Genomic DNA, 21342 nt, shown 5'->3' with positions numbered 1-21342 from the left:
CTCTATGAGCTCTTTCCCCGCGCCGCGACCGACTGACCGACATCCTGAGTGCTGACCTGAGCCGCCGCTTTATCCATGGCATCCGCGTGTTTTTGGATGATGAACAAGTCTTCTGGGTGCAGCTTTTTGAGCTCGTACTCAGAGATAGGGCCCTGGATGTCACCAATGCGCGCAATTTGTCTGCGTAAAATCGCCATGCTTGCTTTTATGTCACTGCGCACAAGTACATATTGAGGCTGGGTCTTTGAGCCTGCATTGACCAGCTTTTCGGCCTCTTCTTCCGCTTCAATAATGTCACCAGCCGTGAGCTCACGCAGCTCTACCTCAAAGTGCGTGGCTTTATCGGTCTTGATACCATGGTCGAGTTTAAATTGAGTTTTAGACATTACACTTGCTCCGCTGTGAAGGCCGAAATATTGAGAGAAAATGAGCCATCGCTTTCCGTGACATTAATGGTTTCGGTTCGAAAAGCGCGGTTAAGCAAAAAACGCAGACCTGGGCCACCATCGAAATCGACGGTAGCATCTTTCAGGTTTTGTAACTCATTCCAGTCTGTATCTGCGTGCGCCGCAATTTTCAATGAGAGTGTCGGCTCGGTGTACACCTCACGAAAACCATGAACGCGACCACTGCCTTTCACGACTTCTCGGGTCATGCCGCCTAAACTGAGCTCCGCCCCGCCCATACTGCGAAGCTCTTTGCCGTTCGTGCGAATTTTCGCTTCTCCTAAAATGGACATAATCGCTCCTTACAAAATAAATTGGTTGGTCATCGCAAAGACTCGGAACTGATTCACTAAGTCTGGAGAGGCGAAGACATTGACGCGGTTCTTATCGTTTTTATCACGCTCGCAATACAAGGCTTCTTTGTAGTTGTCGACGTTTTCAACGATGGCTTGCTCTAGCATCTCCTGATAAAGCGAAACCAGTTCTATATTCAGGATACTAGGAGTGACCACTGGCTGAGTTGGATCGAATGACTGCCCATCATCAGCCAGTTTATGACGAGGGAACTTCTGAGTGATTCGATTCACAGTGGCATAACGAATGTATCCGAGCGTATGCGGCGTGGTTAAATCCAAGTAACTTGGGTCAGGTCGACCAAAGTCATTCAATCGGTACATCGTGATTTCACGTTCAATCTGAACATTGCCGCCTGCATCGACTTTGTGTGTGGCCACGCCATCATACAAATGCAAGTTACGCTCATTTTGGTCCCAACGCTTGCTGACCTCCACAGGCAGTAAGCGAGGCATGACCAACGTTTGCAATGGTCGGGCGGGGTCAATCGCCAGCTCATACGACGCCTGCGCGGCATAATCGGTTGCCCACAAGTAAGCCGGTGTCGGTGAGTCATTCGCGCCCATACAGCTGTATAGGAAATCATTGCGACTTTCCCCAAAGGTACTCGTCTCGGCATGCGTCCCCGAAAACGCAAGATAGGCAGTGCCTTCTTCCATTTTCATTGGGCCCCAACGCTCAAGAAGCTCATCACGCAGCGCATCGAGATTTGTCTTATCTTTGTAAGGCATCACAATGTGGTTAAACCATTCATCGGCCATCGCACTGATGGCGAAAGTGACATCAGGGTTGCCTGCACCACCGGAAAGCTGAATGTTTTGGGTAGTAACGCCCAAAGGAAAGGACTGCCCAGCGTAGTAATTACACACGACCTTGATTTCGTTACCCGTTTCGCCTGTATTTTTAGCCGTGTAGGTAATAACCGCACTGGCAGCTGTAGCGGTGACGGGTAAGTCATCATTACCATTGATGACGTCTACAATGGCCGAGGCAATTGCTGCCGCATCATCCCCTTTAGAGACCAATACGGATACATCAACACCTGCAACAATCAGGTTCATTAATGCATCTTCTTGAGCTGTGCCGATAATGGTTTGAGGACCTGACGCCGCGACACCTGCAGGCACGGACTCTTTTCCGCCAATGGTCATAGCGGTGTCTGCCACAAGATCAGAAATGGCTAAGTCCCCATCTCCAACAATCACCATGAAGCCGGTATCGACATCAAAGCTCACCAAATTACTGGTTTTGCCGCCAGCCGTTACGGTCCAACCCTCAATGGCTGCCGTATTTTCATCGACATTGAAATCAAGGTCGGCATCTTTGTATTCCACAGTGATGGTCGGTGACGTATCGACCGCATCAGTCTTAACCGCCGCGTTGTAATCTTTGTCCACCTGGTTAAATGCTTCAGGCAGCGCCACCCCCATGACTTCGGTATGTGCATTCGACTCTTTAAACCACGCAGCAATCGCATGCATGAGAGAGCCGCGCCCCCAAAGTGCGCCCGCCTCATCACCCGAATTAAACGGGTAGAGCTTGGCGGTCTCTGCCGTGCCAGAGCTCAGCATTTGCCCCATCAGTAGCACTTTATGGGTCATGGCGGTCGTGCCCGTCACCGCTTTTGAGTTGTCAAACTCAATAAAGCACAGGGGCGTTCGGATATCGTTTGGAATGCTCATCGGCGTGTTCCTTTTGATTTCGTCTTATCGTTTTTTTGATTTGAATCTGCTTTTGCCTTATCAGCGTCAGATTGGGTTGTCTGGTCTCGTACGACGACCACATCCCCATCACGCAGTCTTCGCTGCCAGTAGGCACTCATCTCAACGCGAGTGCCTTCTTTATTCAGAGGCTTCAACGTTTTGGGGTGACGCACTGTCAATCCCGCTTTCGGTTTCAGTATCACTGTCGCCATCAGAGGCTCCTTCTAATTCAACATGAGCATCGAGCGTGGGCGCGCCTTCTGCAATGTGGTTCGTTTGAGTAAAGAGTTTGAAGTCATCGAGCTCGGCAAAGGCTTCTTCTTCCATACTCATGTTTTGCGTCCAGCTGACTGCCCAAATGCTGACGCCGAGGCCATCCAGTGTTGCACTGTAGAGATTATTGGATTTGATATTGGTCGATTGCTTCGCCTCATTAATACCCCAGCGCTCTTGCCTGACCAACTTGGTGACTTTGGTGCTGAGCAGCTCGCACACCATACCCGCGTCGGTGTCTCTCGATTGAGCTCGGCAGACTAAGAACGCCACCATCGAGACATCTGCAGTATGTCCAACGCGCGTCTCATGGTTAGACGTTTGCAGCGCAGCCACCAACACCGAGTTGTTTTTCTTAGCAAAGCGCTCTATCTCTTCCTTGGTGTCAAAGCGGCCAGAGTGGCGGCTCACATGCTGCGCATCGAGAAATTCACCCGTAATGAGCTTTTCTTGCAGCGTCTTGACGACGGCTTGTGTCGCGCGCAGCGAGCCTGTTACTACGACTTTAGCCATGCAACTCTCCCGAAATAAATTGCTTCATGGTCTGAATGATTTCCTGCTGATTGTCTTCACTGAGCCCCAAGTATTGACGCTGGGGCATGGTCATTTGTCGAGCGTGCGCGGCGACATTCACTTGCACTGGCGTGTCCAAAACTTTGCCAAACGCTTGACGGATGGTACGAGTGTGCGTATCCACATTGACCACGCCAGTAAAGCCATCCTGATGTACGGAGGCATACGCAAGGTTCGACCCCGTCACAGCTTCTGTCTTGGTTGCGTAGTGAGACAAAGAGTCAATCAATGCACCGGTGTCATCGAGCAGAGACTGACCACCTTGTCGGGTTTTCGCATATTTACTTGACCAGGCAGGCCATGCGCTGCCGTCAGGGGCGCGTTTCTCATTGGCTAAGCGATGGCGCGTCTGGCTCTCCATCAATCCTGCAACCTTGAGCATCATCTGCTCAGTATTGATATTGGTGAGGTTATCCATCGTCTGATTGAGATTGGAGAGGACCTGCTCCAAACCTTCCACTTGCAGTGCGCCGCTCATAGACATGTGCCCAATTTGGATCGAGTAAGCTTTCGCTTCTCGCTGTGCCAGGTCACTTCACCGAGTGCATTCTCATTAGGCTTTTCTTTTTCGGGTAAACCTAAGTCCGCCTTACCCGATGAAATGTCTTTCAGCCTAGCGATGGCGTTTTTATAGCGCTCTTCCACCAATTTCGTGACCTGGCTGTTGCTGTCACCCAGCCAATAAAAGGTCACTGGAATGGTCAAGCTGGTTAAAATGTTGGGGATCGATTCAAGAGGCAGCGTATAGCGCACCGATAAATACGTATTAATTTCGTCGGTTGCATCAATCAGCGCTTGATCAATACCGTCATCATCCCAGGTATCGTCCATGGCACTGTAAGCGCATGTACGAAGGTAGGCTTCATCACGTCTTAGCAAGTCTTCTTTGGTTGCATACGCTGCCGTCATCGCTTTACCCTTCTTTAACGATCAACATGCGCTCAGCTTTGAGCTTGTTGCCCACGGCAATGGACACTTGGTTGCGCGTCACTGGATGAGCGGTAACGACCAATACTGTGTCTTCATCGTATTTGAAATGCAGCCCGCAACGGTAAAAGCCAGACTTCATCGCAGAGCGAATGATCAGCTTTTTAGTTGCGTTTTTACGCGCCGGCTTTTCCGGTTGATTGTTTTGTTTCGCCTTAGTCACTTTGCTCTCCTGGCTTTGATAGGGAAGTAAAGGTTGATCGTGAGTGTGAGCCATACCTACGCACCTGGTTTGACGATGTACTCGCTGACGATGATTTCGACCGCTTTGTACAGCGTGTTGCTTGAACCGTTCGGTCCCGTCATTGCATCAAACAGCTCTTCTGCCGCCGACTGGTTTTCAGAGCCCACCACAATCGTGGTTGGACGAACGCCAAGGGGCGTGCCATTGGATTTGGTCACTTTGCGCATCTGAGCACGCGCCGCTTTGAAGTTGTCAGCGGTAAGCGGTAGTTGAGAGGCAAAAGCAAACTGCCATAGCCCATAACCAGAGTTCGAGCGGCCATCCACACCCATGGCATATTCATTGTTCATAAACACAAACGTCTGGTTTGGATCGTTGAGCTGCGTGAACTTAAATGGGCGGCGAGGTTGGAAGATAAGACCGCGTAGCGGCTTGGAGTTATCGAGAACAAACCAAGGCTCACGAACAACGGAAGGCGCAGTTTCAAACCCTTTGATAGTGATACTAGTGTCAGTGGTGACATCCGAAGCCACTAAGTCGCCTCCAGTAACAATCAGCGTGTCGGTGGCATTGGTATAAGACACCACATCCGCCGTCTTACCACCCACATCAATCGTCCAACCTTCGTCTGTCGCAGTCTCTTCTGTCACATCACGGTCAAGCTCTGTACTTGATAGCGTGATGGTCAGCTCGCCAGAGTTATCGACCGGATCGCCTGCAGAGACACTGGCGTAGTCGGTCGGCACAGGAGACGCCGGCGTTTCCAGTTGAACATTCGAGTGCGTAGTGTCGCCCATTGGGTGGTCTTCATCAAAGAAGTACTGACCGTCGTAACACAGTTCAGTAAAGCCTTTCATGAGCAGTGGGAACACCAAGCTATCAGGGTGCATCGCGGCGTCATAACCGATTTGCTGCGCCTGAATCGAGTACATACCCAGTTGGTCATCTTCCACTTTTTCACGGCGAACCTTGATGGACGATTCCCAGGTTTTGTTGGTGATGCTGTAGCCATGCTCTTTGAGCTCAGCCAATTGACGCTCACCAACCCACTCTTCAATGGATGGCCAATCGCCTAGCCAACCGTAATCGGTTGCGGAGGCGCTGGATGGCACTTCAGTTGCAATCTTTTGCCATTGAGGCTGCGCAGCACCAAAGGCTTTATTAAACGCCGCATTCAAAGCGGTGTAGAGATTGCGGATAATCGTTGTTTCGTTCATAAGACGTCTTACCTACAGTAGGATGAGTGAGTCCAAGCGCTTACTTGAGCGCTAAGCTCTCTTTGGATTTTTTAAATTCGTCTTCACTCAGATTGAGCTGGCGACACATCGCCAATTCATCGTCGGTTAACGCCCCTTGTTCACCACCAGAGTGGTTAGTTGGCGCTTGCTGCTCAGAAATGGATTGAGCTGAGCCAACAAACTGCTTAAATTGCTCTCGGCCTTCCTGCGTTCGGCAGGTGGCGAGGTACATATCACGGCTTGATGGCGCGACCTTGCCATCTTCAATGGCTTTATCAACGAGCGACTCTGCTTCTAAGCCTTCACGTTGCGATAGGCTTTGTTCAGCGGTTTCGGCGCGGTTGAGTGCTAACTGGTAATCAGCACGAGGCACATATTTGGAGAGGTCAACCGTGTCTCGGCTGTTCATCGCCAATCGCATCGTATTGATGGCTGCGACTGCACTGGTTTCATCAGCGTTTTCAGTAACACCCAGCGCGACAGCAATGGCTTTAGGAATAGGCATAGCGCCTCCTTTATGGTTCAGGGCAGGTAAATCTGCAAGGTTAGGATCGTTTGTGAAACCGCAAGAGCGGACTTTGGTGATGACGCCTGTGTCGTCATACAAAAACGCAGGGGAGTAATACTTGTAATCTTTGTCTTCAATGATCCAACGGCCACGGTCATTCCAATCCAGGTGTCCCCAGATTTCGCCGTCTCGCACTTCCAGTGCATCAATCCAGCCCGCCGCACCAGCGTATTCACCTTGAGGACCTTTAATGTGTGTGGCGTGCTCCACGTCCCAGGGCAAATCTAAACCATCATCATTAAAAGCATCCACGACAGCTTGAGGTTGAGTGTTTTGCCAGGTGCGGCCATCCAATCCCTGAACGACGCCAGCAGGAATGAGCATCAGCCATTCAGGAATGGGTTTGACATTGGCGTTGTCATCAGGCGTATCACTGGCACTTTGAGCCGCTGGCATAGAGCGCTCGGTCAGGCCGTAATAAAAGTTCATCGCCAGATTGCTGTTTTGCTCGTTATCGAGCATGGCTGGATGTTGCCTTGGTCGGCGCTCGGTCAGTGGCTTGGGCACGTCATTTCTCCTTCGTTTCTTGTCGCCAGTGTAAGAGCGTGAAGGAGTGAGTGTGATTAATGGGTTTTCCTATAATTGGACAGAAAAATAGGAGGGGAGCGGAAAGGAAAACTAAAACCGCACTAAGGATGCGTTGCAAAGCCGTTGCAAAATTCCGTAGCGAGGTTTTAGTGTATGTTTTATGTCATTGTAGCCATCAAGAGAAAGAATACGCTTAGGAGTCGTTTGAGCGCTTTTTTCTCTCGACAGCAAAAAAGAGCCACAACATGACTCCAGTGTCATAGATGAACCACAAAAAGCGCTCAGCGTCGGTTGGAGTGTCAGAGTAGCCCATCAGTCGCAAGAAAATGGACAGACCCAAGAGCGTAATGAGACTCCATTTTTTGATGACGACGGGGGTAAGGATAAGTTGCACAATGAGCGCTAACGTTATTGCAATCATAATAACGGTCATGACTAGATTCATTGTTTCCACCATTTTTTCAGTTTAGACAGCGTACCTAATGGGTCGTGTTTTAGTTCGGTCGCCATCACCACAATTACGCTGAGCAGCTCAGGGCCTGCGACCGCAAGGGCACCGGCAATAAAAAATTTGGTATCGTCAGACCAAGCCAACGCATTGCCGCCATATTGCACGAGCAGCGCAATCAACCCTCCGGCAAACACGCGCGCCAGCCAAATGGACAAACGCTGCCAGACGGTTAAGTTTTTATCGCTGATGGTTCGCCAGGTTGAGCCCAGCAAAATTAAGATGAAATACACACTCCATTCACTGAGCTCCTTATCAAAGTCGGTAAAGCGCATTATTGGTTTCCTCTGGCGGCGTTCTCATAGGCCGCTTCTTTTTCTGCCATCTCATTATCGAGTGCTTGGCGACGGTATTTAGGGTGATACGCCCAGCCTGGGTCGATACCATTTGGCACATAGGACACTTCCCCTGTGCGCTTATTCACGTATTGATACTCGTCAATGACAGGCGCGGTTGTTTTGACCGCAACGGTTTCAGTAGTGAAGCGCCCTGTTGGCATACCGTGCTCATCGAGCTCTTGCACTCGTTCGGTCAAACCATCACGCTGCAAACGTTCATATTCATACCGAGAGACTTGACGAAGGCGGCACTTACATCCCCAGCCGTTAGGTGGGTAGTGCGTTTCCCAAAAAGGATCGTCAACAGGTAACATCAATCCCGCCCAAGCTAAATGCTCTTTACGATGGACACGTGAAGGGCCCAGCTCGTAGACGTAGTAAGGCAACACGTCACTGGTTTGGAGTGTGCGCTGGTATTGACCATAAGCGCGAGCGGTTCGCATGTTGGTCTCATAGATGGTGCGCATACGCTTGTCGCTGCCGAGCTGGACTTCACGCTCCTCACCAGACCAAGGGTCACGCATGACTTGTTTCCCCCACCATCCTTTCTCAACCAGCATAGGTTTGAGCAACTGGCTAAACTCACGATAAGGCATGCCTTCATCGAGTGCTCGCGCAATAAGGAGCTGGGTGTCGGTGAGCATGTCAGTCTCGGTCATCTTGGCGACGGTGAAGTTAAAGTCATGCTCTTCTTGCAGCATCTCTTCCCAATCAAACGTAGGGCTTAGCCCTTTACTTAAAAGGTACTGGCGAAGCGTTTTAACGAGTTCATCCATTGCCCAGCTCCGTACTCATCCGCGCCGAAGTGGTCGCCTTGGTCAAGCTCTCAATCAGCGCCTGCAGATGCTCATCCTCTGTCGTGGCTTTGAGTTCGCTCAGCATCGCCACAAGCTCCGCGTAGCTATTGGCTTTGTCTGCCGCCTCTAGAATGGGCGCAGCCACTGGATCGATAATGCGGGTCCACTCCTCGTCATCAGGTACCACACTGACGACTTCTTTGCGGTTCATGGCTAATCGGTGATTGGTCGCCAGCTCGCCAGAGCTCACTGGCAGAGCGCCCACACCACTGACGACATCTTTTGGAAGCAGTACTGATTGCGTTTTGTCATCGGGCACTTTGAGCTTAAGGCGGTCATACACATCCGACGTACACACCTTCAGGCCACGGTCGACCATTTCACCGACGTTTTGCACCCACTTTTCCGTGTCCATGGCGTCTTCTTCCTCAAAGGACACCATGGGATACGCATCTTGAATGCCGTAGTTCAGCTCAATGTAAGGCTTAATCAATTGCTCATTGAAGGTTGATGCGAGCTGCATCCCGTCCCAGTTGGCGATGTCCAGACGCACTTCATTATGGACGCTAGCCTGAGAGTAAGAGCTGCCGTTTTCGGTGGTCATCGTCTGCCCAAGCACGGCTTTTGAGGTTTGTTCATCACACCAACGGGCCATGGACTCAAACATGACGGTGCCTGATTCTCCTCGTTTGGCTTCTTTGATATCGATGTCCATGCCTTCCGGAACCACGGCCCCCGCATCTGAGGCGAGGTTGCGCACCGCATCCACAAGGGTATCGATTTGCTTTTGGGTGGCATTGGGGTGGTACTTACCCAAACGAACCGGCATGCCGTAGATTTCTGAAAAGGCCCACCAATCACGAATCGAAAAGGACTTGAGCATAAACATCACCACCTGCAGACGTGCTAGACCATTACGAATGGGCAGTCCTGATTTAATGCGGGGCTTGTGCACCATGTACTTGCCTGGTGATAACTTGGTGCCCCCGTTTGGGTGTTGTTTGTCTTTGAGTAGCAGCTCTTGACGCGTCTCTTGGTCAAATTCAAAAAAGCGTTGGTCTACCCAGGGCGCAGAGATAATATCCCACTTGGTTTTACTGGTGTGATACATCAGCTCACACACGGAAAAGCCTTTACCTAAACCATCGAGTAAATCCATTTTGAGCATCTTGACGAAAGGACGATTCATGAGTTTTCGTACTTCATCAGCCAGCATCAGATCTTTATCACTTTCCCCACCCGGGGTAATGGTCATAGGAAGGCTGGCAGCTTTGAGCTTACGAGTACGCAGCACACTAGAATAGTGCATGTCTCGCTCTTCAATTTCTTCGGCGAGAACCATAAAAGGTTCGATAAAAAAGGTCTCCGCTTCACGCAGAGCACGGGCGCAGCGCTCTGGCGTGATATTGGTAGCCATCGAGTAGCCCGGCGTCGGTGGTCTAACGGAATACACCGACGCTTCGGTTTGCCGCTTGGTGGCTTCGCTTTGCTTCAGTGCAAAAGGCTGTCCGGTTTTGGGATCGATAATTTTATTCACAATAATCCTCCTCGGTTACGCAAACCGAGCGTGCATTTGACGTTACGCCTTGGCTTTTGACCGGCTTTCTTTTTGATAGAGTGCGAACCATAGACTGACTTCATGTTGTCAAGGCTCGCCAGATAGGCAAACCAAATCGCAATGGCCGCATCCCCGTGGCGCTTTTTCTTATCGCCTTTGACTTTCCTTTCGCGATCGACTTTCGGTACGCCATTGATGACTTTAATGGCGGTTAAATCGGTGATAACGTCTTCATCTGCTGGGATAGTTAATTGTTGATCTTCAAAGGCCGCTTTAAACTTGGGCATCTGCTCTCGATAAAATGACTCACCCAGCATGATGATGTCGGCTAAGCTGCCATATTCGTCTTGCGCCGCTTCCGCCACATAGTGACCATTGCCGCCGCCATCAAGCTTGAGTTTGCACAGCTTCGGCAATCGGTCACAAATGAACTTAATGGCTTGCTCTTGCTGTTTGTGTGGGACATTGTGCATCTCCACTAAGAACGGCACATGCCTGGTTGAGTCCTGGTTTATCGTCATAGGACAGAACACGGACAAGTGACCACTGCGTGCAAAATCCTCCCCAAACGCATGAGGTCTTGGAGGTAAGCGCTCCAGCAGTGGCTCAACGTGCTCTTCTAGCCACTGTTTCATTTCCTTGCGCCTGTGTGGCTCTTTGGCTTTATTGAACGCAGAGGAGCCGTTAAATCGCACCACTCGCACTTTGCGCTTGGCAAGTTCAAGCAGCGTACGAGGAATGTATGTGCCGCCGCCAAGTTTCGGGATACAGCCATACTCTTCTTCGGCGTCTTCCTTGCTGGGCGCATTGCGATAGAGCTGTTCAATCCAGGCTTCTTCCGCTTCGATGCTCCATTCTTGATGCGTGACCGCGCAAATGCGGCGATAGAGCCCTTGACGGCACGCTTCCTTAAGTGGGGTACGATGAATGACCCAGTCATTGCGCCCAGCCAATGCATCGATGATGGTTTTATTAAAGAGGCTGTCTGCGCCATTGTGCGTCGAGATCATTCGTACGCGGCCACCCCACATCAGCACCGCCTGCACGGCCTTGAGCATTTCATCGAGCTCTGGCTGGTGCGCGGCTTCATCGATGGTGACGTCCCCTTGTAAACCACGAATGTTGGCTGGATTCGAAGAAAGGGCCTGCACTTTAAAGCCAGAGTTTGGGAAACGTATCATGTACGCAAGGATTTCACGTTCATTGTCGTCATCCCAAAACGGCACTTCATACACATTCGCTTTCGCCCCAGCGTTGTAGGCTTTCGCAAACAGCGCAACGGCGGCTATGTATTCCAGTGCCATCTCTTTCTTAGTGCCGATGTAAAACGTATTGCGACCGCCACGAACGCGAGGCTTTGAAGCGGTCAGTGCATCTTTGCCTGCTTGCGCAAAGGTGATACCGGTTCGGCGGCTTTTTTCATGCAGGGCTAATGGCGCTTCTTCGTTAAACCAGGCCGATTGATAGGGAAGAAAAAACGCTTCTTTGAGAATAGACGCGGTGCCAAGCTCAATGCGCTCTAAGTCAACGCCTGCCGCATCACACTCGGCTTGTAGGTCGATTTCACGTTCGCTGTACTGGGGTGCACTTTTCTTAGCCATCCGCTATCCCCGTTAATGCTCGGCGAATGATTTCTTCCATTTCTTCACTGGTGCCATCCATACCTTTGGCTTTCGCAATCTCTCTAGGTAACTTCTTCGCCGCCTCTTCAGCAAAAGCGCGGCGCACTTCTTTTTCCATGCGTCTTTGTGTGCGCTGCGACTCGGTAATACGGCGAATGGCTAACATGATTTTGTTTAAATCTTCCACCGCAATGGTGGCTTCGCTGCCGTCCTCGTTTTTACGAGATGTTGCCAGAAGCTTAAACACTTCCGCTTTCACCAGCTCAATCAACGCCGTGTTGATGTCGGTGTCGGGCTCATCCCCCAACTTTTGCGCCAGCTGCTCAGATAACTCTCTGGCTTCTCGCATGACCTGCATCGAGTCGTGAAAGCGGTTGGCGTAGCGATTAAAGGTTTGATAAGAGAAGTCATGCTCATCGAGCAAACCGCGCTCCGATAAGAGCGCTTTGATTTGATTGACGATATCGACTTGCTGCAACTTGCCATCGAGTAGCAACTTATCGACTTGCTTTTTGATGTCAGGGGGCAGCATTTGGATCTTGCTAGGCTTAGGCAGGCGCTGCTTACCCCGTTTATGGTTTTTCTTGTGCACTCTGTTCCCCTTTGGCGGTGAAGGCTTTGATGGCTGGCAATGCGTTTTTAATCGCACGCTCACCAAACAAGAACGCCAAGACTAAAAAGTTCACCATCATTAAGGCGCGCTCTTGTGTTGCAGTCAGGGTTCCCCAAGAGCCACTGAACCACATCATGTCCATATAGAGCGTTAGAAAGCCCCAAACTGGACGCTGACAGCCCCGTAAAAACAACATGATGGGGCCCAAAATTGGGATGGACTTGAGCTCGCTTGCGGTGCCTTCTAGCTCAGCTATACGTTTCGTCACTTGCTCTTCAGCTTTACGCTCAATCTCAGCGGCTTGCGCTTTCTTTTTCAGTTCGAGGTTTTCAAGGGCGAGCTGCATCTGTGATTGTTGCTCTGGAGTCATGTCAGGGGGAAAGTAAGCTTTGATGGTGTTCATCACTGTGCTTGCCAATCCACCCGTTAAGGTATCGGCTACCTTGGAAAAGAAACTCATGATTGTCTCCGAAATAGGGCTTTCGCCCGCTCTAGACCATGCTGACGACTTTGATGCGTCGCATGGTAAATATCCCAGTCACTCACGCTCTGCCACCCTCGCTCAAATGCAGCTTGCCAAGTGGCGTCGTGAGAATAAAGAGGTGCAGGCATAGGCGTTTGGTGACCTTCGAAACAGGCCACTTCATGAGCGAGTCGCTGTTTACGACCCGATTGATACGCCAAACGTTGCCCGCGCATAGCGTCATACTTAACTAGTGTGTGCGTAATGCATTGCTGCATCCGCTAACGCATGGCAGTACGCATCCAGCTTGTTATCCAGCACATAAAAATCGCCGTCATTACTGAAAAAGCCAGGTTCAACAATCACACAAGGCGCATTAGTGTAGCGCAGCAGATAACCGCCTCGGTCTTCCGATTGCTTGGGCTTGATGCCACGGTCAGCCAGGCCTAATGCAGTGACGATGTTTGATTGCACACGCTCGGCCAGCGCACGGCTTCGTGAGCTGGTGTGGTAATACAAGGTTTCGCTTCCTGTTGCTGAAGGCACTGAAAAGCTGTTGCAGTGCAAAGAGAGGATAAAATCGGGGCTTAACGCGTTAATGTCTTCAGGTAGTGCGGAATAAGTAGTGCGATACACAATGACTGGCTCCAGGCCGCGCTCGATAAGCAGGTCAGCGACACGCTTTGCGACGTCTTCATTGTATTCAAATTCAGTGACGCCAGAGGCCACATGAACCGCGCCAGGTGAGCCTGCGCGATGACCAATGACAAGGGCAACTTTAGACATAAAAAAACTCCGTTAGTGAAGCAGAAAGGTTGCTGTCAGACTAACGGAGCGTATGAGGAGGGTGAGATTAAAGTCCTTTCCTAAAATAGCTGGAACTGATTTCGCTGCAGTTCAATTTTGCGTTGGTGAGCAATAATAGAATAGACACGAGCCGGAGTGAGATCAAAGTGCTTAGCCAGCTCACGTACATTACGTCCATTAAACAGGCTCCAAATTTGGATATCTCGCAGCGGCGCAAAGAAGGCTTCTTTCTTCGGCAGATAAAACTGCATCCCACCGCCGTATTTGGACATCTCCAGCAGTGAGCGCATAGCAAGCTCTGAAGCCTTCACCTCATCAAAGTCTTTCTCAAACTCAGCTTTCATGTGCGCAAAGAGTGCCTGCGCGTCTTGTGGCCAGTGCTGGGCGATGTCTTCAAGTTTATCGGCGTTCTCGATGATGGTTGCATCCACACCTTCCTCATCGATGAGTTCAAATTGCTGTGACATGGTGACCTCCCGTGTGTTGGTGGTATGCATCCAGCACTTCTTGGTAAGAGCAGGATTTGAAGTGCGGCTTTTCAAGTTTCACTATCATCATGCGTTTGTGCCACTGCTTGAGCGACTCTAACGCTTTGGCAGCGTCTTTATCATCAAGCCATTGTGGCGAGCCAACTTTTTGCATGCGCATGACCCAAAGGCGCAGCGCATGCTCACTGCCATCCTGGATAAAGCCTTGCTTGTACATGGTTATCCAAAGCGCTCGCAGCGCATCGGTAATCGAACTTCGCGCTTTTCCGCTTTTCGGGGAGCGCTTACGCACGGGCTTAAAGCCAAGCTGATTCATGTGTTTGAGGACGGTTTCAAGCTGCAGCCATGAGGCCTCTTTTGCGCTGGATACACCGACCACATGACTGAGCATGGCGCGGTAGCAGTCCTCATCCATGCCAAGCTGAGTCTTTCCCACATGAATGAGCGCAATCAACTGGTTACGTGTTTTTCTCAAATACGACATAGTGACACTCTCACAAAACCTCTTCATAGATAAAGTAGATCACTAGCCCTAAGAAAAAGCAATGAAATGGACAAAAAATAATTTATAGTGGTGGAATGTCCACTTAAAAATAGAAAGTTATGAAAGATGTATTTATCGAACTGCAGCGCGCAGCGGGGTTCTCAAACTTTGAATGTGGGCGCTACTTGGGAATCAGCGAAGGTGCGGTGAAAGATAGACGAGACGGTCGGTGTAAACCAAGACAGGGCGAGCTGATAGCGCTGCCGGTGTGTGGCAGTGATACTCAACTGAAAGCGATGGATTATATCGAGCAGCTTTCGAAAGCAAAGTAATCAACTCTGCTTTACAATATTGATTTTTGCAGCCATAAAGAGAAAGCAATGACTTACAGAGGCAAACCGCTTCAAGAGCTTACTAAAGAAGAGCTTGATGAATACCGAGCATTAATTACGAATACGATTTCTCAATTAACACGAGAGGCCCGTTCAAGTTCTCCTACTCGATCGAGAGATGCGCACATGAGACTTCCACATTGGGAAGAAATGGAATACGAACTTGATAAGTTTCTTAAAAGTCGTCGTTAACAGACGGGTTTCAAATCAATAAAAAAGGGCTTAAAAGCCCTTTTTAACTAAACCACCAAGCTTTCATGCTTTGGTGCCAACGCATTTTATGCAAATCTTCATTCATGCCGTACACCGCAACTAGCTCATTATGACATTTATCCGTGAGTGCTCGAATGACGGGGGGCTCATCGACCTCAATGGCGATGCGCTGCTGTTTAAACGCCTGTTCATCTTCTTCTAAAATGTATGCCTTACCTGAGAGCGCAAGCTCTAGCTGCAGATAGCGCTGACGAAGCGAGGCATGAAGTGTGGCGTTAGACTTGGTGTCAATCACCAGCTCCGCCACTTGAAGCATGGCGGCAATGCACATGAGCCACTTAGAAAGTTCTGCATTGGGTTGATAAATCACAGCAAAGGCCGCAGAGCTCATCAATAGAGTAAAAGCCGTGATGAACTTACCCAGGCGCGTATAGTGGTTCTGAAGATGCATGTGGTAACGAATGCCCAATTGAGCATTCCACAGCACATCCCAGTGTCTATCATAATCGGCTTCAGTCGGGTTACTCATCTTGTCTCCGTTACTCTTTGGTTGGTGTACCACCGTTTCCAGTTGGACGCTTAGGCGTTCTCAATGACTGAGTGATGCTCTGCGGCGCTTCATCATTAAATGTTTCAGTCTTACCTTTGCGATTTAAGGCAGTGTCATCACTGTCAGTTGTGATCACTCGGCCACCGCCTGGACGTTGTGGGATACGGCTATTGTCTTTTGTCACGCTCTACTCCTTACGTTAATACAGATTTTTACTAAACTGGTTCAAAGTACTTTATTGTAAGTGCTGTTATTCTATGGTTTCCCGTTCAAAACGACCATATATATGAGTTAAACGTTCTTGAACAAGGGTCAATCGGTTTACACCATCAATGAGAAAACGCAGTTTAGCGTCGGACAGCGTGCTGTCAGTATCAGTTGATTCTGAAACGTCCACTTCTACGATGTACATATGATTGATGCTTTTGGCTTCTGCGAGTTTTTCACTATCGAACGCTCCATTTTTATATAGGTCTGCGTGCAATTGAAAAAATTCTTTAGTCTTGCTGGGAATTGGGCAGTTGTAGCGATTCAAAGATTTCAAAACCGACAGTGCTGTGTAAATACGATAAGGTCCGTATTTTGAAACTAAGTGTGCATCGCCAGTAACTTTGAGCCCTTTTAATTCCTCAAGGCAATCTCTGATAAGATGAGGGTCAGTCAGAATAGTTTGCTCTGGGCAATGTATACTCATTGCCCGTTCTTTTACTTTACAAAAATTACCTGCATTATCAATAAAACCATTACATATGAACGTTAGCCATTCTCGTAATGTTATGTCCCAAATAGTGCTCATTACGGCCTCTTGTTAGGTGATTAATTGCGCATGCATTGTTATTTTTAATTTGTTCTTGCGCAATGAAAATCCCGCCATAAGGCGGGATAAGATCACATTAATTTAGAGGGTTATCGATAAAGCCAGGGGAAAAGCCACCACACACCTAGACAGAAGCCAATACCATAACAAAAGCCTTTCATTATGCGCTGGCTAACTTCTTCTCTAAAGCTTTCTAGATCAATTTTAGCGCCAATGAATAAATTATACAGACGATCCTCTTTATGTCGCCAATCCTGAATAGAGCCCATTAAAAAATGGTTAACGGCAGAGATAACTTTCTGGATAGACTTCCAACACAAAATAACAACCAATACCGTAATTACATACATCATTATATTCATCAGTTTTTCTCCATAATCGCCTCATAGTCCTCACGAACATTTGAGCCTTGTTGGTTAAGCATAAATTTAAGGGCAGCAATGTACCCATCTTCGAAGGTGTCATCTGGGAACGCAGTGCCTTCGCTCTCGATGATGGCTTCGGCCATATCAATCTCATGCTCAATGACTGAGCGTGAATGAACGGCAATAAATGGACGTTGCTGTTCAAAATGTGTCACGGGCCACCTCCAAGTCATAGTTGATGAGCTCCAGCGCTTCTTGTACAGCATTGAGGCGTCCTGCACGACGAAAGTCTCGATGATTGATGGCGGCTTTGATGCGGCGCTCGATACTTTTAATGCTTTGCTTCGCATCCCAAACTTTACGGCCTTTATAAGCTTGGTTGACCATTACATGACTGAGGCGTTGGTAGTGGTCGTCAACTTCTCCTTGCGCTGGAGATGGTACCAACCTCTGCGCCTTTGTTTGTTGTAGGTTCGAATGATCCGCTTGTATCGTGTCATGCTTCAGTCCTTCTATTGACTTGCATTCAAAGTGATTTCGAATCGCTCGTATTGCTGCGCTTTGGTTCTCGATAACACTTGAGTTAACAGCCCCCATACGAACAGCCTTGTTAGAGCTTTCCAGAATATGCAGCGTTTCAACCAGCAGTTGCTCGCGGGTCTCCAGTGTTGCTTCAATCTCGTTGATTAATGCCAATGCAGTGGACTTATCCAAGAGCGTACCGCAACAGGACTGCTCAACTAGTTGTCTGAGTTGCTGAGTTTTCATAGGAAATTACCCCAGCAACAGTCTTTGAATTGTTTATCACTCCCACAAACACAAGGCTTATTGCGCATACGACCTTTGCGCTTATAACCTTCTAAAGGTGTCAGCTCTTCTAATTGCTCTTGGGTGAGCTCAAGTAAGGGATGACGGTTGTGCTTTTCAAAAGCACACATCAAGGCTTCACGCTCTGCTTGTGTGCCTACAATTTCAACTAAACGGCCTGTTCTACAATCCAACATAATCAGTCCTTATTTCTTCAGTTTGCTTAAATTCAGGCAGAGCGAAGCCAAAGCAGTGGGCGCTCTGTCTCTGCTTGCCTGTATTTAATGCGTTAAGGGTGGTGAGTTATCGGTTTGGAATAACCGTTATAGCGCAGCAATATCGAGAGAGATATTGACCATCTTCTTGTCTGCGTCGCGCTCTTTAAAGCGGATGTAAGGCTTAGTTGATGAAATAAGAATAGAGTCACCAATTGCTTTCATCGCTTTTTGCCAGCGCTCGTCTTCAATAGCGATGCGGCGTAGTGACAGGATACGGCCAGTGTTAAGGTTACCTTCCTTATCCACATCGAATGCATCTGTGATAACAACCTTCAAGTTATCATCTGCACCTTCAGACCAATCATTCAGGCACTCATCAATGAGTTCTTTAGCGACCTGAAGCTCTGGACCAAAAGCCAGTGAACTTTGCACGCTAATTTGGACCTGTTTTGAGCCATCATAGCTTGAGAACGTTACATTGCCCTTTTCGCCACCAAGCTTGCGGCCATACTTTTCAGCAAGTAGATCGAGAAAAGCATGGCATTCACCAAACGATTCAACTTTGAATGCACGAAGCAATTCTTGCTGCTCCTTTGCTTTGCCAACCATACGTTGCACAAAGTCATTCATTTCTAAATCGTGCTTGTCGACTAAGTTCTCAGGAACAAGGCGACCTTTGCGATCCATCATGTATCCTTCAGGAACGAGTACGGTTTGTGTTTCAGTTTGCTTAGTCATCTCTGACTCCTTATTGTTGTGTGAGTTTTTCAGTTTCACGACCATTGACGCCGTGGTTTAAGTTAACGTCTTGCCCCGCTTTATAGCCTGCGTTGATAGCGGCCATGTCACCACCACGCGCTTTAGCGAGTGAGACATCTCGCGCTTTAGTGGTTTGTAGGTCAGGATGCATTGAGTGCATATACTCTGTAATTTGCGTGCTTTCTTCATCTGTCAGGGCGAGGGCTTGAATTTTTTCATGTACCGCCATGACCCATGCTCCACAAAACAAATCCGCACGAGCCACCTTTGTTGATTTCTTTAGGCGCTTGCTTTGTGTTTTCAGATATTCCTTTCGGGCTTTAGCAAGCTGGCGCTCTAACACTTCATAAGCGTATTTAGCAATGTCTGGACGCTCATCATGACCAATAAAGGTGAGACCTAACTGGTATTGTGCGTCCTGGGTACGAACAGGTTTGCACCCAAACGCACTTGAAATCATTCCTATCAGCCTGTGAAGGTACACAGGAAGAGTCACGGCCTGGCTTTTTGACTTCACAAAGGCTTCAGATACATCGCTTAATTCTGGTGCACTATCCTTGAGTCCGTGTTGAGCCATAAGTTTTTGCGCTTGTGATAGCGCATTGGCCGCTTCACCTTCACTGGTTGAGCGCGCCGCTAAACGTAAGAGCTTTTTGATGCGCTCGATAATTTTTTGGTTGCTCATTTGGCTTCCTTGTCGTCTTCAATCGCATCCATCTCTTTCTCGATGTAGTGGTAAATATCTTCACCCACTTCACCGTACAAGTGCGCAATCTTGCTAGTGACATCATTGACCGTTGGAATCACTGCACCAGAGACGGCACTGGCCGCTAAGTTAGAAAGCTTTGATGCGCCATCTCCGTTTACCGTGCCTTTGACACAAAACTCATCCGCTTGCTCGTCAAACGCAATCTCAATGGTGACCTTGGCGTACTTCAGTTCTTGTGACATATTTTTTCCTCTTCATGTTGTTTATTACAAAAGTCTGCACGGGCATGAGCCCATAATTGATTGGCTCGCACTAAGGCATAAAGTCTCGCCTTGTGCCATTGGTGCATCGCTGCGTGGTATTGCTTTTTTTTCTCCAGCAATACCGCAATGCGCGCCTCGGTTAAGTATTCCTGTGTTTCCATAGCGACCTCTCTAAGCGCCTGTTTTCCAGCACATGACATCACGGCCAATGCGGATGGATTCGACCACACCCAAACTGGTGCGCATCACGGTTGGGTTTACCTCCCCAATAAACTGCTTGACTCGCTCGCTAGTGAGGAGGGGGGCGTATTCACACTCAAATACACGGGAGCGGCCGACTTGACGTGATGCCGTCACGCGAGTGCCTGCAAGCCAGGCTATCTGTTCAACTAATGACATGACGATTCTCCTTCGCATTTGTTTGGGCATGTCTTGCAAGCATGGTGAAGCTGTACTCGCATTGGGTTCGTTGCCGCAAATGGGCGGTTTTGATGATGCAGGCATTGTTCACGCTCGATATCACCCAATAGTGGACATTCCACCAAATTAGATTGATATTTTTGTTGCACTGCGTGCTTAACCGCTTCGATATCCCCACCGTATGAGCCATTCAATACACGGCTTACTGTGCTTTTGGAGTAACCTATTTCCTTTGCAATGACACCCAAAGGCACACGAGAGGCACGTACTTGCAACACTTCAAGCCAGCTCATAGGTTGCTCCTGTGTTTTGGTCAATGAGTTGGTCACCTTTAACCGCAGGCGGTTTAGGGCCTGTATTACGTAGCAATTGATATTTCGCTTCATGGCCTTTTCCTTGCTGTCTTACGTAACCGGCTTTCGTTAGTGCGCTTAAATAGCGACGCACGGTGCGATAACTGGTTTCGGTTGTGATGAGCAAATCCGCTTGCGAGAAGGTGCGAAGAATGCGCATCGATGTCCATACCTTGCGGCGTGGGGCGGTGTTCTTAAAAGCCATCTCACACCCCCACGTGACCTAAGTGGAACTGACCTTTAAACTCTTTTAGCGTCATTTCCGACTTGCCCTGGTTCAGTGCAAACTGCTCAATCTGATACAAGCCTACGACCACACGACGCACTTCTCCTTTACTCTCTTTTACAAGCAGCTCCAACAAGTCATCTGAGATTTTCACCTTGTCGGACATTTCATTCACGATGTTGCGTGCGTCATCGAGGTCACAGTGCGCGAACTCTACCCATTGCATGATGCGGTTATCGAACTGAGGGAAACGCTTAATCTTCTTCGCAAAGTTCTTCATGCCAATCAGAATCACAGGAACGGTCGACATATCGTGAATATCACGAATCGCTTCTACCATGGCCGCTGACTCCACCACATAATCCGCTTCATCGATAAACAGCGGGCGATTCTCAAGCACGAGCGCTTCAATAATGGCGTCTTGACAGGCCACGGCACTACGGTGGCGGTCAATACCCAGCTCGTCACAGATAGACTGCATCATCGAGAGTGGTGTCCATAACTTCTTAGCGCGAACATACACACCATTACATTTGTTGATGAACCACGTGGCTGCGGTAGTCTTCCCCAGACCTGCCTGACCGTAAATCAAACCGATGCCAGGCGTGCCCATTGGGCGCTCTAAAAGAGCTTGGCCCGCACCGACTAATCTCAATACATTCTTGACGGGTACGATGGTTTGTTTCATATTTACTCCTGATAACTTTTGTAATTGATT

The 21342-nt window shown here is 49.0% G+C and carries 38 protein-coding genes; 2 read left to right on the top strand and 36 right to left on the bottom strand.

Annotation, left to right across the window (positions count from 1 at the left end; translation table 11 throughout):
• Positions 1 to 2 precede the first annotated feature (2 nt).
• From ACXABW_RS19240 to ACXABW_RS19140, 21 genes are all read right to left on the bottom strand, one after another.
• Positions 3 to 386, bottom strand: a complete 384-nt coding sequence (locus ACXABW_RS19240; RefSeq protein ID WP_457527085.1) for a phage tail assembly protein — start codon at positions 384 to 386, stop codon at positions 3 to 5.
• Entirely contained in the window at positions 386 to 739 is a 354-nt protein-coding gene (locus tag ACXABW_RS19235) for a phage tail tube protein (protein WP_457527083.1), read from the bottom strand. Before ACXABW_RS19235 ends, ACXABW_RS19240 begins: the two co-directional genes overlap by 1 nt.
• 9 nt (positions 740 to 748) lie before the next feature.
• A complete protein-coding gene (locus ACXABW_RS19230) occupies positions 749 to 2482 on the bottom strand; it encodes a phage tail sheath subtilisin-like domain-containing protein (RefSeq protein WP_457527081.1) in 1734 nt (577 codons plus the stop codon).
• On the bottom strand, positions 2479 to 2715 hold the full coding sequence (locus ACXABW_RS19225) for a DUF2635 domain-containing protein (RefSeq protein WP_457527079.1): 237 nt from the start codon (positions 2713 to 2715) through the stop codon (positions 2479 to 2481). Before ACXABW_RS19225 ends, ACXABW_RS19230 begins: the two co-directional genes overlap by 4 nt.
• Positions 2642 to 3289: a hypothetical protein gene (locus ACXABW_RS19220; RefSeq protein ID WP_457527077.1), complete on the bottom strand. Its 648-nt coding sequence runs from the start codon at positions 3287 to 3289 to the stop codon at positions 2642 to 2644. Before ACXABW_RS19220 ends, ACXABW_RS19225 begins: the two co-directional genes overlap by 74 nt.
• Positions 3282 to 3827: a phage virion morphogenesis protein gene (locus tag ACXABW_RS19215; protein ID WP_457527075.1), complete on the bottom strand. Its 546-nt coding sequence runs from the start codon at positions 3825 to 3827 to the stop codon at positions 3282 to 3284. The genes ACXABW_RS19220 and ACXABW_RS19215 overlap by 8 nt, the downstream gene beginning before the upstream one ends.
• Positions 3824 to 4258 (bottom strand): gp436 family protein, encoded by a 435-nt coding sequence (locus ACXABW_RS19210; RefSeq protein ID WP_457527073.1) that lies wholly within the window; start codon positions 4256 to 4258, stop codon positions 3824 to 3826. Before ACXABW_RS19210 ends, ACXABW_RS19215 begins: the two co-directional genes overlap by 4 nt.
• A gap of 4 nt (positions 4259 to 4262) precedes the next feature.
• Positions 4263 to 4553, bottom strand: a complete 291-nt coding sequence (locus ACXABW_RS19205; protein WP_457527071.1) for a hypothetical protein — start codon at positions 4551 to 4553, stop codon at positions 4263 to 4265.
• A 2-nt stretch (positions 4554 to 4555) separates the two neighbouring features.
• The gene (locus ACXABW_RS19200; RefSeq protein WP_457527069.1) at positions 4556 to 5737 is read right to left on the bottom strand and encodes a Mu-like prophage major head subunit gpT family protein; all 1182 of its coding nucleotides are present in this window, start codon (positions 5735 to 5737) and stop codon (positions 4556 to 4558) included.
• Between the two features lie 40 nt (positions 5738 to 5777).
• Complete coding sequence (locus tag ACXABW_RS19195) at positions 5778 to 6833, bottom strand: phage protease (RefSeq protein ID WP_457527068.1); 1056 nt, start codon at positions 6831 to 6833, stop codon at positions 5778 to 5780.
• A 214-nt stretch (positions 6834 to 7047) separates the two neighbouring features.
• The gene (locus ACXABW_RS19190) at positions 7048 to 7299 is read right to left on the bottom strand and encodes a hypothetical protein (RefSeq protein ID WP_457527066.1); all 252 of its coding nucleotides are present in this window, start codon (positions 7297 to 7299) and stop codon (positions 7048 to 7050) included.
• A complete protein-coding gene (locus ACXABW_RS19185) occupies positions 7296 to 7637 on the bottom strand; it encodes a hypothetical protein (protein WP_457527064.1) in 342 nt (113 codons plus the stop codon). Before ACXABW_RS19185 ends, ACXABW_RS19190 begins: the two co-directional genes overlap by 4 nt.
• Positions 7637 to 8476, bottom strand: a complete 840-nt coding sequence (locus ACXABW_RS19180) for a phage head morphogenesis protein (RefSeq protein ID WP_457527062.1) — start codon at positions 8474 to 8476, stop codon at positions 7637 to 7639. The genes ACXABW_RS19185 and ACXABW_RS19180 overlap by 1 nt, the downstream gene beginning before the upstream one ends.
• Positions 8469 to 10034, bottom strand: coding sequence for a DUF935 domain-containing protein (locus tag ACXABW_RS19175; RefSeq protein WP_457527060.1), 1566 nt, complete (start codon positions 10032 to 10034; stop codon positions 8469 to 8471). The genes ACXABW_RS19180 and ACXABW_RS19175 overlap by 8 nt, the downstream gene beginning before the upstream one ends.
• The gene (locus ACXABW_RS19170) at positions 10031 to 11656 is read right to left on the bottom strand and encodes a terminase large subunit domain-containing protein (protein ID WP_457527058.1); all 1626 of its coding nucleotides are present in this window, start codon (positions 11654 to 11656) and stop codon (positions 10031 to 10033) included. The genes ACXABW_RS19175 and ACXABW_RS19170 overlap by 4 nt, the downstream gene beginning before the upstream one ends.
• Complete coding sequence (locus ACXABW_RS19165; RefSeq protein WP_457527056.1) at positions 11649 to 12269, bottom strand: DUF3486 family protein; 621 nt, start codon at positions 12267 to 12269, stop codon at positions 11649 to 11651. Before ACXABW_RS19165 ends, ACXABW_RS19170 begins: the two co-directional genes overlap by 8 nt.
• Positions 12250 to 12750, bottom strand: coding sequence for a hypothetical protein (locus ACXABW_RS19160; RefSeq protein ID WP_457527054.1), 501 nt, complete (start codon positions 12748 to 12750; stop codon positions 12250 to 12252). Before ACXABW_RS19160 ends, ACXABW_RS19165 begins: the two co-directional genes overlap by 20 nt.
• Positions 12747 to 12989, bottom strand: coding sequence for a hypothetical protein (locus tag ACXABW_RS19155; RefSeq protein WP_457527053.1), 243 nt, complete (start codon positions 12987 to 12989; stop codon positions 12747 to 12749). Before ACXABW_RS19155 ends, ACXABW_RS19160 begins: the two co-directional genes overlap by 4 nt.
• Positions 12990 to 12999: 10 nt before the next feature.
• Positions 13000 to 13539 (bottom strand): N-acetylmuramoyl-L-alanine amidase, encoded by a 540-nt coding sequence (locus ACXABW_RS19150; protein WP_457527051.1) that lies wholly within the window; start codon positions 13537 to 13539, stop codon positions 13000 to 13002.
• A gap of 80 nt (positions 13540 to 13619) precedes the next feature.
• Positions 13620 to 14027: a Mor transcription activator family protein gene (locus ACXABW_RS19145; protein WP_457527049.1), complete on the bottom strand. Its 408-nt coding sequence runs from the start codon at positions 14025 to 14027 to the stop codon at positions 13620 to 13622.
• A complete protein-coding gene (locus tag ACXABW_RS19140; protein ID WP_457527048.1) occupies positions 14011 to 14532 on the bottom strand; it encodes a gp16 family protein in 522 nt (173 codons plus the stop codon). The genes ACXABW_RS19145 and ACXABW_RS19140 overlap by 17 nt, the downstream gene beginning before the upstream one ends.
• 119 nt (positions 14533 to 14651) lie before the next feature.
• Here ACXABW_RS19140 and ACXABW_RS19135 point away from each other — a divergent pair, with 119 nt between their 5' ends.
• Positions 14652 to 14864, top strand: coding sequence for a hypothetical protein (locus tag ACXABW_RS19135; protein WP_457527046.1), 213 nt, complete (start codon positions 14652 to 14654; stop codon positions 14862 to 14864).
• Between the two features lie 48 nt (positions 14865 to 14912).
• Positions 14913 to 15116, top strand: coding sequence for a hypothetical protein (locus ACXABW_RS19130; RefSeq protein ID WP_457527045.1), 204 nt, complete (start codon positions 14913 to 14915; stop codon positions 15114 to 15116).
• 43 nt (positions 15117 to 15159) lie between these two features.
• Here the strand turns inward: ACXABW_RS19130 and ACXABW_RS19125 are convergent, their stop codons facing one another.
• The 15 genes from ACXABW_RS19125 to ACXABW_RS19055 form a co-directional block, all read right to left on the bottom strand.
• Positions 15160 to 15666 carry a hypothetical protein gene (locus ACXABW_RS19125; protein ID WP_457527043.1) on the bottom strand — a complete coding sequence of 169 codons (507 nt, stop codon included), beginning with the start codon at positions 15664 to 15666 and terminating at the stop codon, positions 15160 to 15162.
• Positions 15667 to 15676: 10 nt separating this feature from the next.
• A complete protein-coding gene (locus ACXABW_RS19120; protein ID WP_457527041.1) occupies positions 15677 to 15871 on the bottom strand; it encodes a hypothetical protein in 195 nt (64 codons plus the stop codon).
• A gap of 66 nt (positions 15872 to 15937) precedes the next feature.
• Positions 15938 to 16483: a hypothetical protein gene (locus tag ACXABW_RS19115; RefSeq protein WP_457527039.1), complete on the bottom strand. Its 546-nt coding sequence runs from the start codon at positions 16481 to 16483 to the stop codon at positions 15938 to 15940.
• 110 nt (positions 16484 to 16593) lie between these two features.
• Complete coding sequence (locus tag ACXABW_RS19110) at positions 16594 to 16866, bottom strand: hypothetical protein (protein WP_457527038.1); 273 nt, start codon at positions 16864 to 16866, stop codon at positions 16594 to 16596.
• Positions 16866 to 17084, bottom strand: a complete 219-nt coding sequence (locus ACXABW_RS19105; RefSeq protein ID WP_457527036.1) for a hypothetical protein — start codon at positions 17082 to 17084, stop codon at positions 16866 to 16868. The genes ACXABW_RS19110 and ACXABW_RS19105 overlap by 1 nt, the downstream gene beginning before the upstream one ends.
• Complete coding sequence (locus ACXABW_RS19100; protein ID WP_457527034.1) at positions 17071 to 17637, bottom strand: hypothetical protein; 567 nt, start codon at positions 17635 to 17637, stop codon at positions 17071 to 17073. The genes ACXABW_RS19105 and ACXABW_RS19100 overlap by 14 nt, the downstream gene beginning before the upstream one ends.
• A complete protein-coding gene (locus ACXABW_RS19095) occupies positions 17634 to 17873 on the bottom strand; it encodes an SEC-C metal-binding domain-containing protein (RefSeq protein ID WP_457527032.1) in 240 nt (79 codons plus the stop codon). Before ACXABW_RS19095 ends, ACXABW_RS19100 begins: the two co-directional genes overlap by 4 nt.
• Positions 17874 to 17999: 126 nt before the next feature.
• Complete coding sequence (locus tag ACXABW_RS19090) at positions 18000 to 18632, bottom strand: DUF3164 family protein (protein ID WP_457527030.1); 633 nt, start codon at positions 18630 to 18632, stop codon at positions 18000 to 18002.
• 10 nt (positions 18633 to 18642) lie between these two features.
• Entirely contained in the window at positions 18643 to 19338 is a 696-nt protein-coding gene (locus ACXABW_RS19085) for a DUF2786 domain-containing protein (RefSeq protein WP_457527028.1), read from the bottom strand.
• Positions 19335 to 19604, bottom strand: coding sequence for a hypothetical protein (locus ACXABW_RS19080; RefSeq protein ID WP_457527026.1), 270 nt, complete (start codon positions 19602 to 19604; stop codon positions 19335 to 19337). Before ACXABW_RS19080 ends, ACXABW_RS19085 begins: the two co-directional genes overlap by 4 nt.
• Positions 19589 to 19786: an ANR family transcriptional regulator gene (locus tag ACXABW_RS19075; RefSeq protein WP_457527024.1), complete on the bottom strand. Its 198-nt coding sequence runs from the start codon at positions 19784 to 19786 to the stop codon at positions 19589 to 19591. Before ACXABW_RS19075 ends, ACXABW_RS19080 begins: the two co-directional genes overlap by 16 nt.
• A 10-nt stretch (positions 19787 to 19796) precedes the next feature.
• A complete protein-coding gene (locus tag ACXABW_RS19070; protein WP_457527022.1) occupies positions 19797 to 20024 on the bottom strand; it encodes a hypothetical protein in 228 nt (75 codons plus the stop codon).
• A complete protein-coding gene (locus ACXABW_RS19065; RefSeq protein ID WP_457527020.1) occupies positions 20015 to 20338 on the bottom strand; it encodes a transcriptional regulator in 324 nt (107 codons plus the stop codon). Before ACXABW_RS19065 ends, ACXABW_RS19070 begins: the two co-directional genes overlap by 10 nt.
• On the bottom strand, positions 20325 to 20603 hold the full coding sequence (locus tag ACXABW_RS19060; RefSeq protein WP_457527018.1) for a hypothetical protein: 279 nt from the start codon (positions 20601 to 20603) through the stop codon (positions 20325 to 20327). Before ACXABW_RS19060 ends, ACXABW_RS19065 begins: the two co-directional genes overlap by 14 nt.
• A 1-nt stretch (position 20604) precedes the next feature.
• Entirely contained in the window at positions 20605 to 21312 is a 708-nt protein-coding gene (locus ACXABW_RS19055; protein ID WP_457527017.1) for an AAA family ATPase, read from the bottom strand.
• Positions 21313 to 21342 lie beyond the last annotated feature (30 nt).

The sequence above is a fragment of the Vibrio paucivorans genome, assembly GCF_054053395.1.
This window is presented reverse-complemented; position numbering and strand designations above follow the sequence as displayed.

Excerpts from the sequence above, each read along its gene's own strand:
- ACXABW_RS19240 (WP_457527085.1), bottom strand. The coding sequence starts at position 386 with ATGTCTAAAACTCAATTTAAACTCGACCATGGTATCAAGACCGATAAA.
- ACXABW_RS19235 (WP_457527083.1), bottom strand. The coding sequence starts at position 739 with ATGTCCATTTTAGGAGAAGCGAAAATTCGCACGAACGGCAAAGAGCTT.
- ACXABW_RS19230 (WP_457527081.1), bottom strand. The coding sequence starts at position 2,482 with ATGAGCATTCCAAACGATATCCGAACGCCCCTGTGCTTTATTGAGTTT.
- ACXABW_RS19225 (WP_457527079.1), bottom strand. The coding sequence starts at position 2,715 with ATGGCGACAGTGATACTGAAACCGAAAGCGGGATTGACAGTGCGTCAC.
- ACXABW_RS19220 (WP_457527077.1), bottom strand. The coding sequence starts at position 3,289 with ATGGCTAAAGTCGTAGTAACAGGCTCGCTGCGCGCGACACAAGCCGTC.
- ACXABW_RS19215 (WP_457527075.1), bottom strand. The coding sequence starts at position 3,827 with ATGAGCGGCGCACTGCAAGTGGAAGGTTTGGAGCAGGTCCTCTCCAAT.
- ACXABW_RS19210 (WP_457527073.1), bottom strand. The coding sequence starts at position 4,258 with ATGACGGCAGCGTATGCAACCAAAGAAGACTTGCTAAGACGTGATGAA.
- ACXABW_RS19205 (WP_457527071.1), bottom strand. The coding sequence starts at position 4,553 with ATGGCTCACACTCACGATCAACCTTTACTTCCCTATCAAAGCCAGGAG.
- ACXABW_RS19200 (WP_457527069.1), bottom strand. The coding sequence starts at position 5,737 with ATGAACGAAACAACGATTATCCGCAATCTCTACACCGCTTTGAATGCG.
- ACXABW_RS19190 (WP_457527066.1), bottom strand. The coding sequence starts at position 7,299 with ATGAATCTAGTCATGACCGTTATTATGATTGCAATAACGTTAGCGCTC.
- ACXABW_RS19185 (WP_457527064.1), bottom strand. The coding sequence starts at position 7,637 with ATGCGCTTTACCGACTTTGATAAGGAGCTCAGTGAATGGAGTGTGTAT.
- ACXABW_RS19180 (WP_457527062.1), bottom strand. The coding sequence starts at position 8,476 with ATGGATGAACTCGTTAAAACGCTTCGCCAGTACCTTTTAAGTAAAGGG.
- ACXABW_RS19170 (WP_457527058.1), bottom strand. The coding sequence starts at position 11,656 with ATGGCTAAGAAAAGTGCACCCCAGTACAGCGAACGTGAAATCGACCTA.
- ACXABW_RS19160 (WP_457527054.1), bottom strand. The coding sequence starts at position 12,750 with ATGAGTTTCTTTTCCAAGGTAGCCGATACCTTAACGGGTGGATTGGCA.
- ACXABW_RS19155 (WP_457527053.1), bottom strand. The coding sequence starts at position 12,989 with ATGCGCGGGCAACGTTTGGCGTATCAATCGGGTCGTAAACAGCGACTC.
- ACXABW_RS19150 (WP_457527051.1), bottom strand. The coding sequence starts at position 13,539 with ATGTCTAAAGTTGCCCTTGTCATTGGTCATCGCGCAGGCTCACCTGGC.
- ACXABW_RS19145 (WP_457527049.1), bottom strand. The coding sequence starts at position 14,027 with ATGTCACAGCAATTTGAACTCATCGATGAGGAAGGTGTGGATGCAACC.
- ACXABW_RS19140 (WP_457527048.1), bottom strand. The coding sequence starts at position 14,532 with ATGTCGTATTTGAGAAAAACACGTAACCAGTTGATTGCGCTCATTCAT.
- ACXABW_RS19135 (WP_457527046.1), top strand. The coding sequence starts at position 14,652 with ATGAAAGATGTATTTATCGAACTGCAGCGCGCAGCGGGGTTCTCAAAC.
- ACXABW_RS19130 (WP_457527045.1), top strand. The coding sequence starts at position 14,913 with ATGACTTACAGAGGCAAACCGCTTCAAGAGCTTACTAAAGAAGAGCTT.
- ACXABW_RS19125 (WP_457527043.1), bottom strand. The coding sequence starts at position 15,666 with ATGAGTAACCCGACTGAAGCCGATTATGATAGACACTGGGATGTGCTG.
- ACXABW_RS19115 (WP_457527039.1), bottom strand. The coding sequence starts at position 16,483 with ATGAGCACTATTTGGGACATAACATTACGAGAATGGCTAACGTTCATA.
- ACXABW_RS19110 (WP_457527038.1), bottom strand. The coding sequence starts at position 16,866 with ATGAATATAATGATGTATGTAATTACGGTATTGGTTGTTATTTTGTGT.
- ACXABW_RS19100 (WP_457527034.1), bottom strand. The coding sequence starts at position 17,637 with ATGAAAACTCAGCAACTCAGACAACTAGTTGAGCAGTCCTGTTGCGGT.
- ACXABW_RS19095 (WP_457527032.1), bottom strand. The coding sequence starts at position 17,873 with ATGTTGGATTGTAGAACAGGCCGTTTAGTTGAAATTGTAGGCACACAA.
- ACXABW_RS19090 (WP_457527030.1), bottom strand. The coding sequence starts at position 18,632 with ATGACTAAGCAAACTGAAACACAAACCGTACTCGTTCCTGAAGGATAC.
- ACXABW_RS19085 (WP_457527028.1), bottom strand. The coding sequence starts at position 19,338 with ATGAGCAACCAAAAAATTATCGAGCGCATCAAAAAGCTCTTACGTTTA.
- ACXABW_RS19080 (WP_457527026.1), bottom strand. The coding sequence starts at position 19,604 with ATGTCACAAGAACTGAAGTACGCCAAGGTCACCATTGAGATTGCGTTT.
- ACXABW_RS19075 (WP_457527024.1), bottom strand. The coding sequence starts at position 19,786 with ATGGAAACACAGGAATACTTAACCGAGGCGCGCATTGCGGTATTGCTG.
- ACXABW_RS19070 (WP_457527022.1), bottom strand. The coding sequence starts at position 20,024 with ATGTCATTAGTTGAACAGATAGCCTGGCTTGCAGGCACTCGCGTGACG.
- ACXABW_RS19065 (WP_457527020.1), bottom strand. The coding sequence starts at position 20,338 with ATGAGCTGGCTTGAAGTGTTGCAAGTACGTGCCTCTCGTGTGCCTTTG.
- ACXABW_RS19060 (WP_457527018.1), bottom strand. The coding sequence starts at position 20,603 with ATGGCTTTTAAGAACACCGCCCCACGCCGCAAGGTATGGACATCGATG.
- ACXABW_RS19055 (WP_457527017.1), bottom strand. The coding sequence starts at position 21,312 with ATGAAACAAACCATCGTACCCGTCAAGAATGTATTGAGATTAGTCGGT.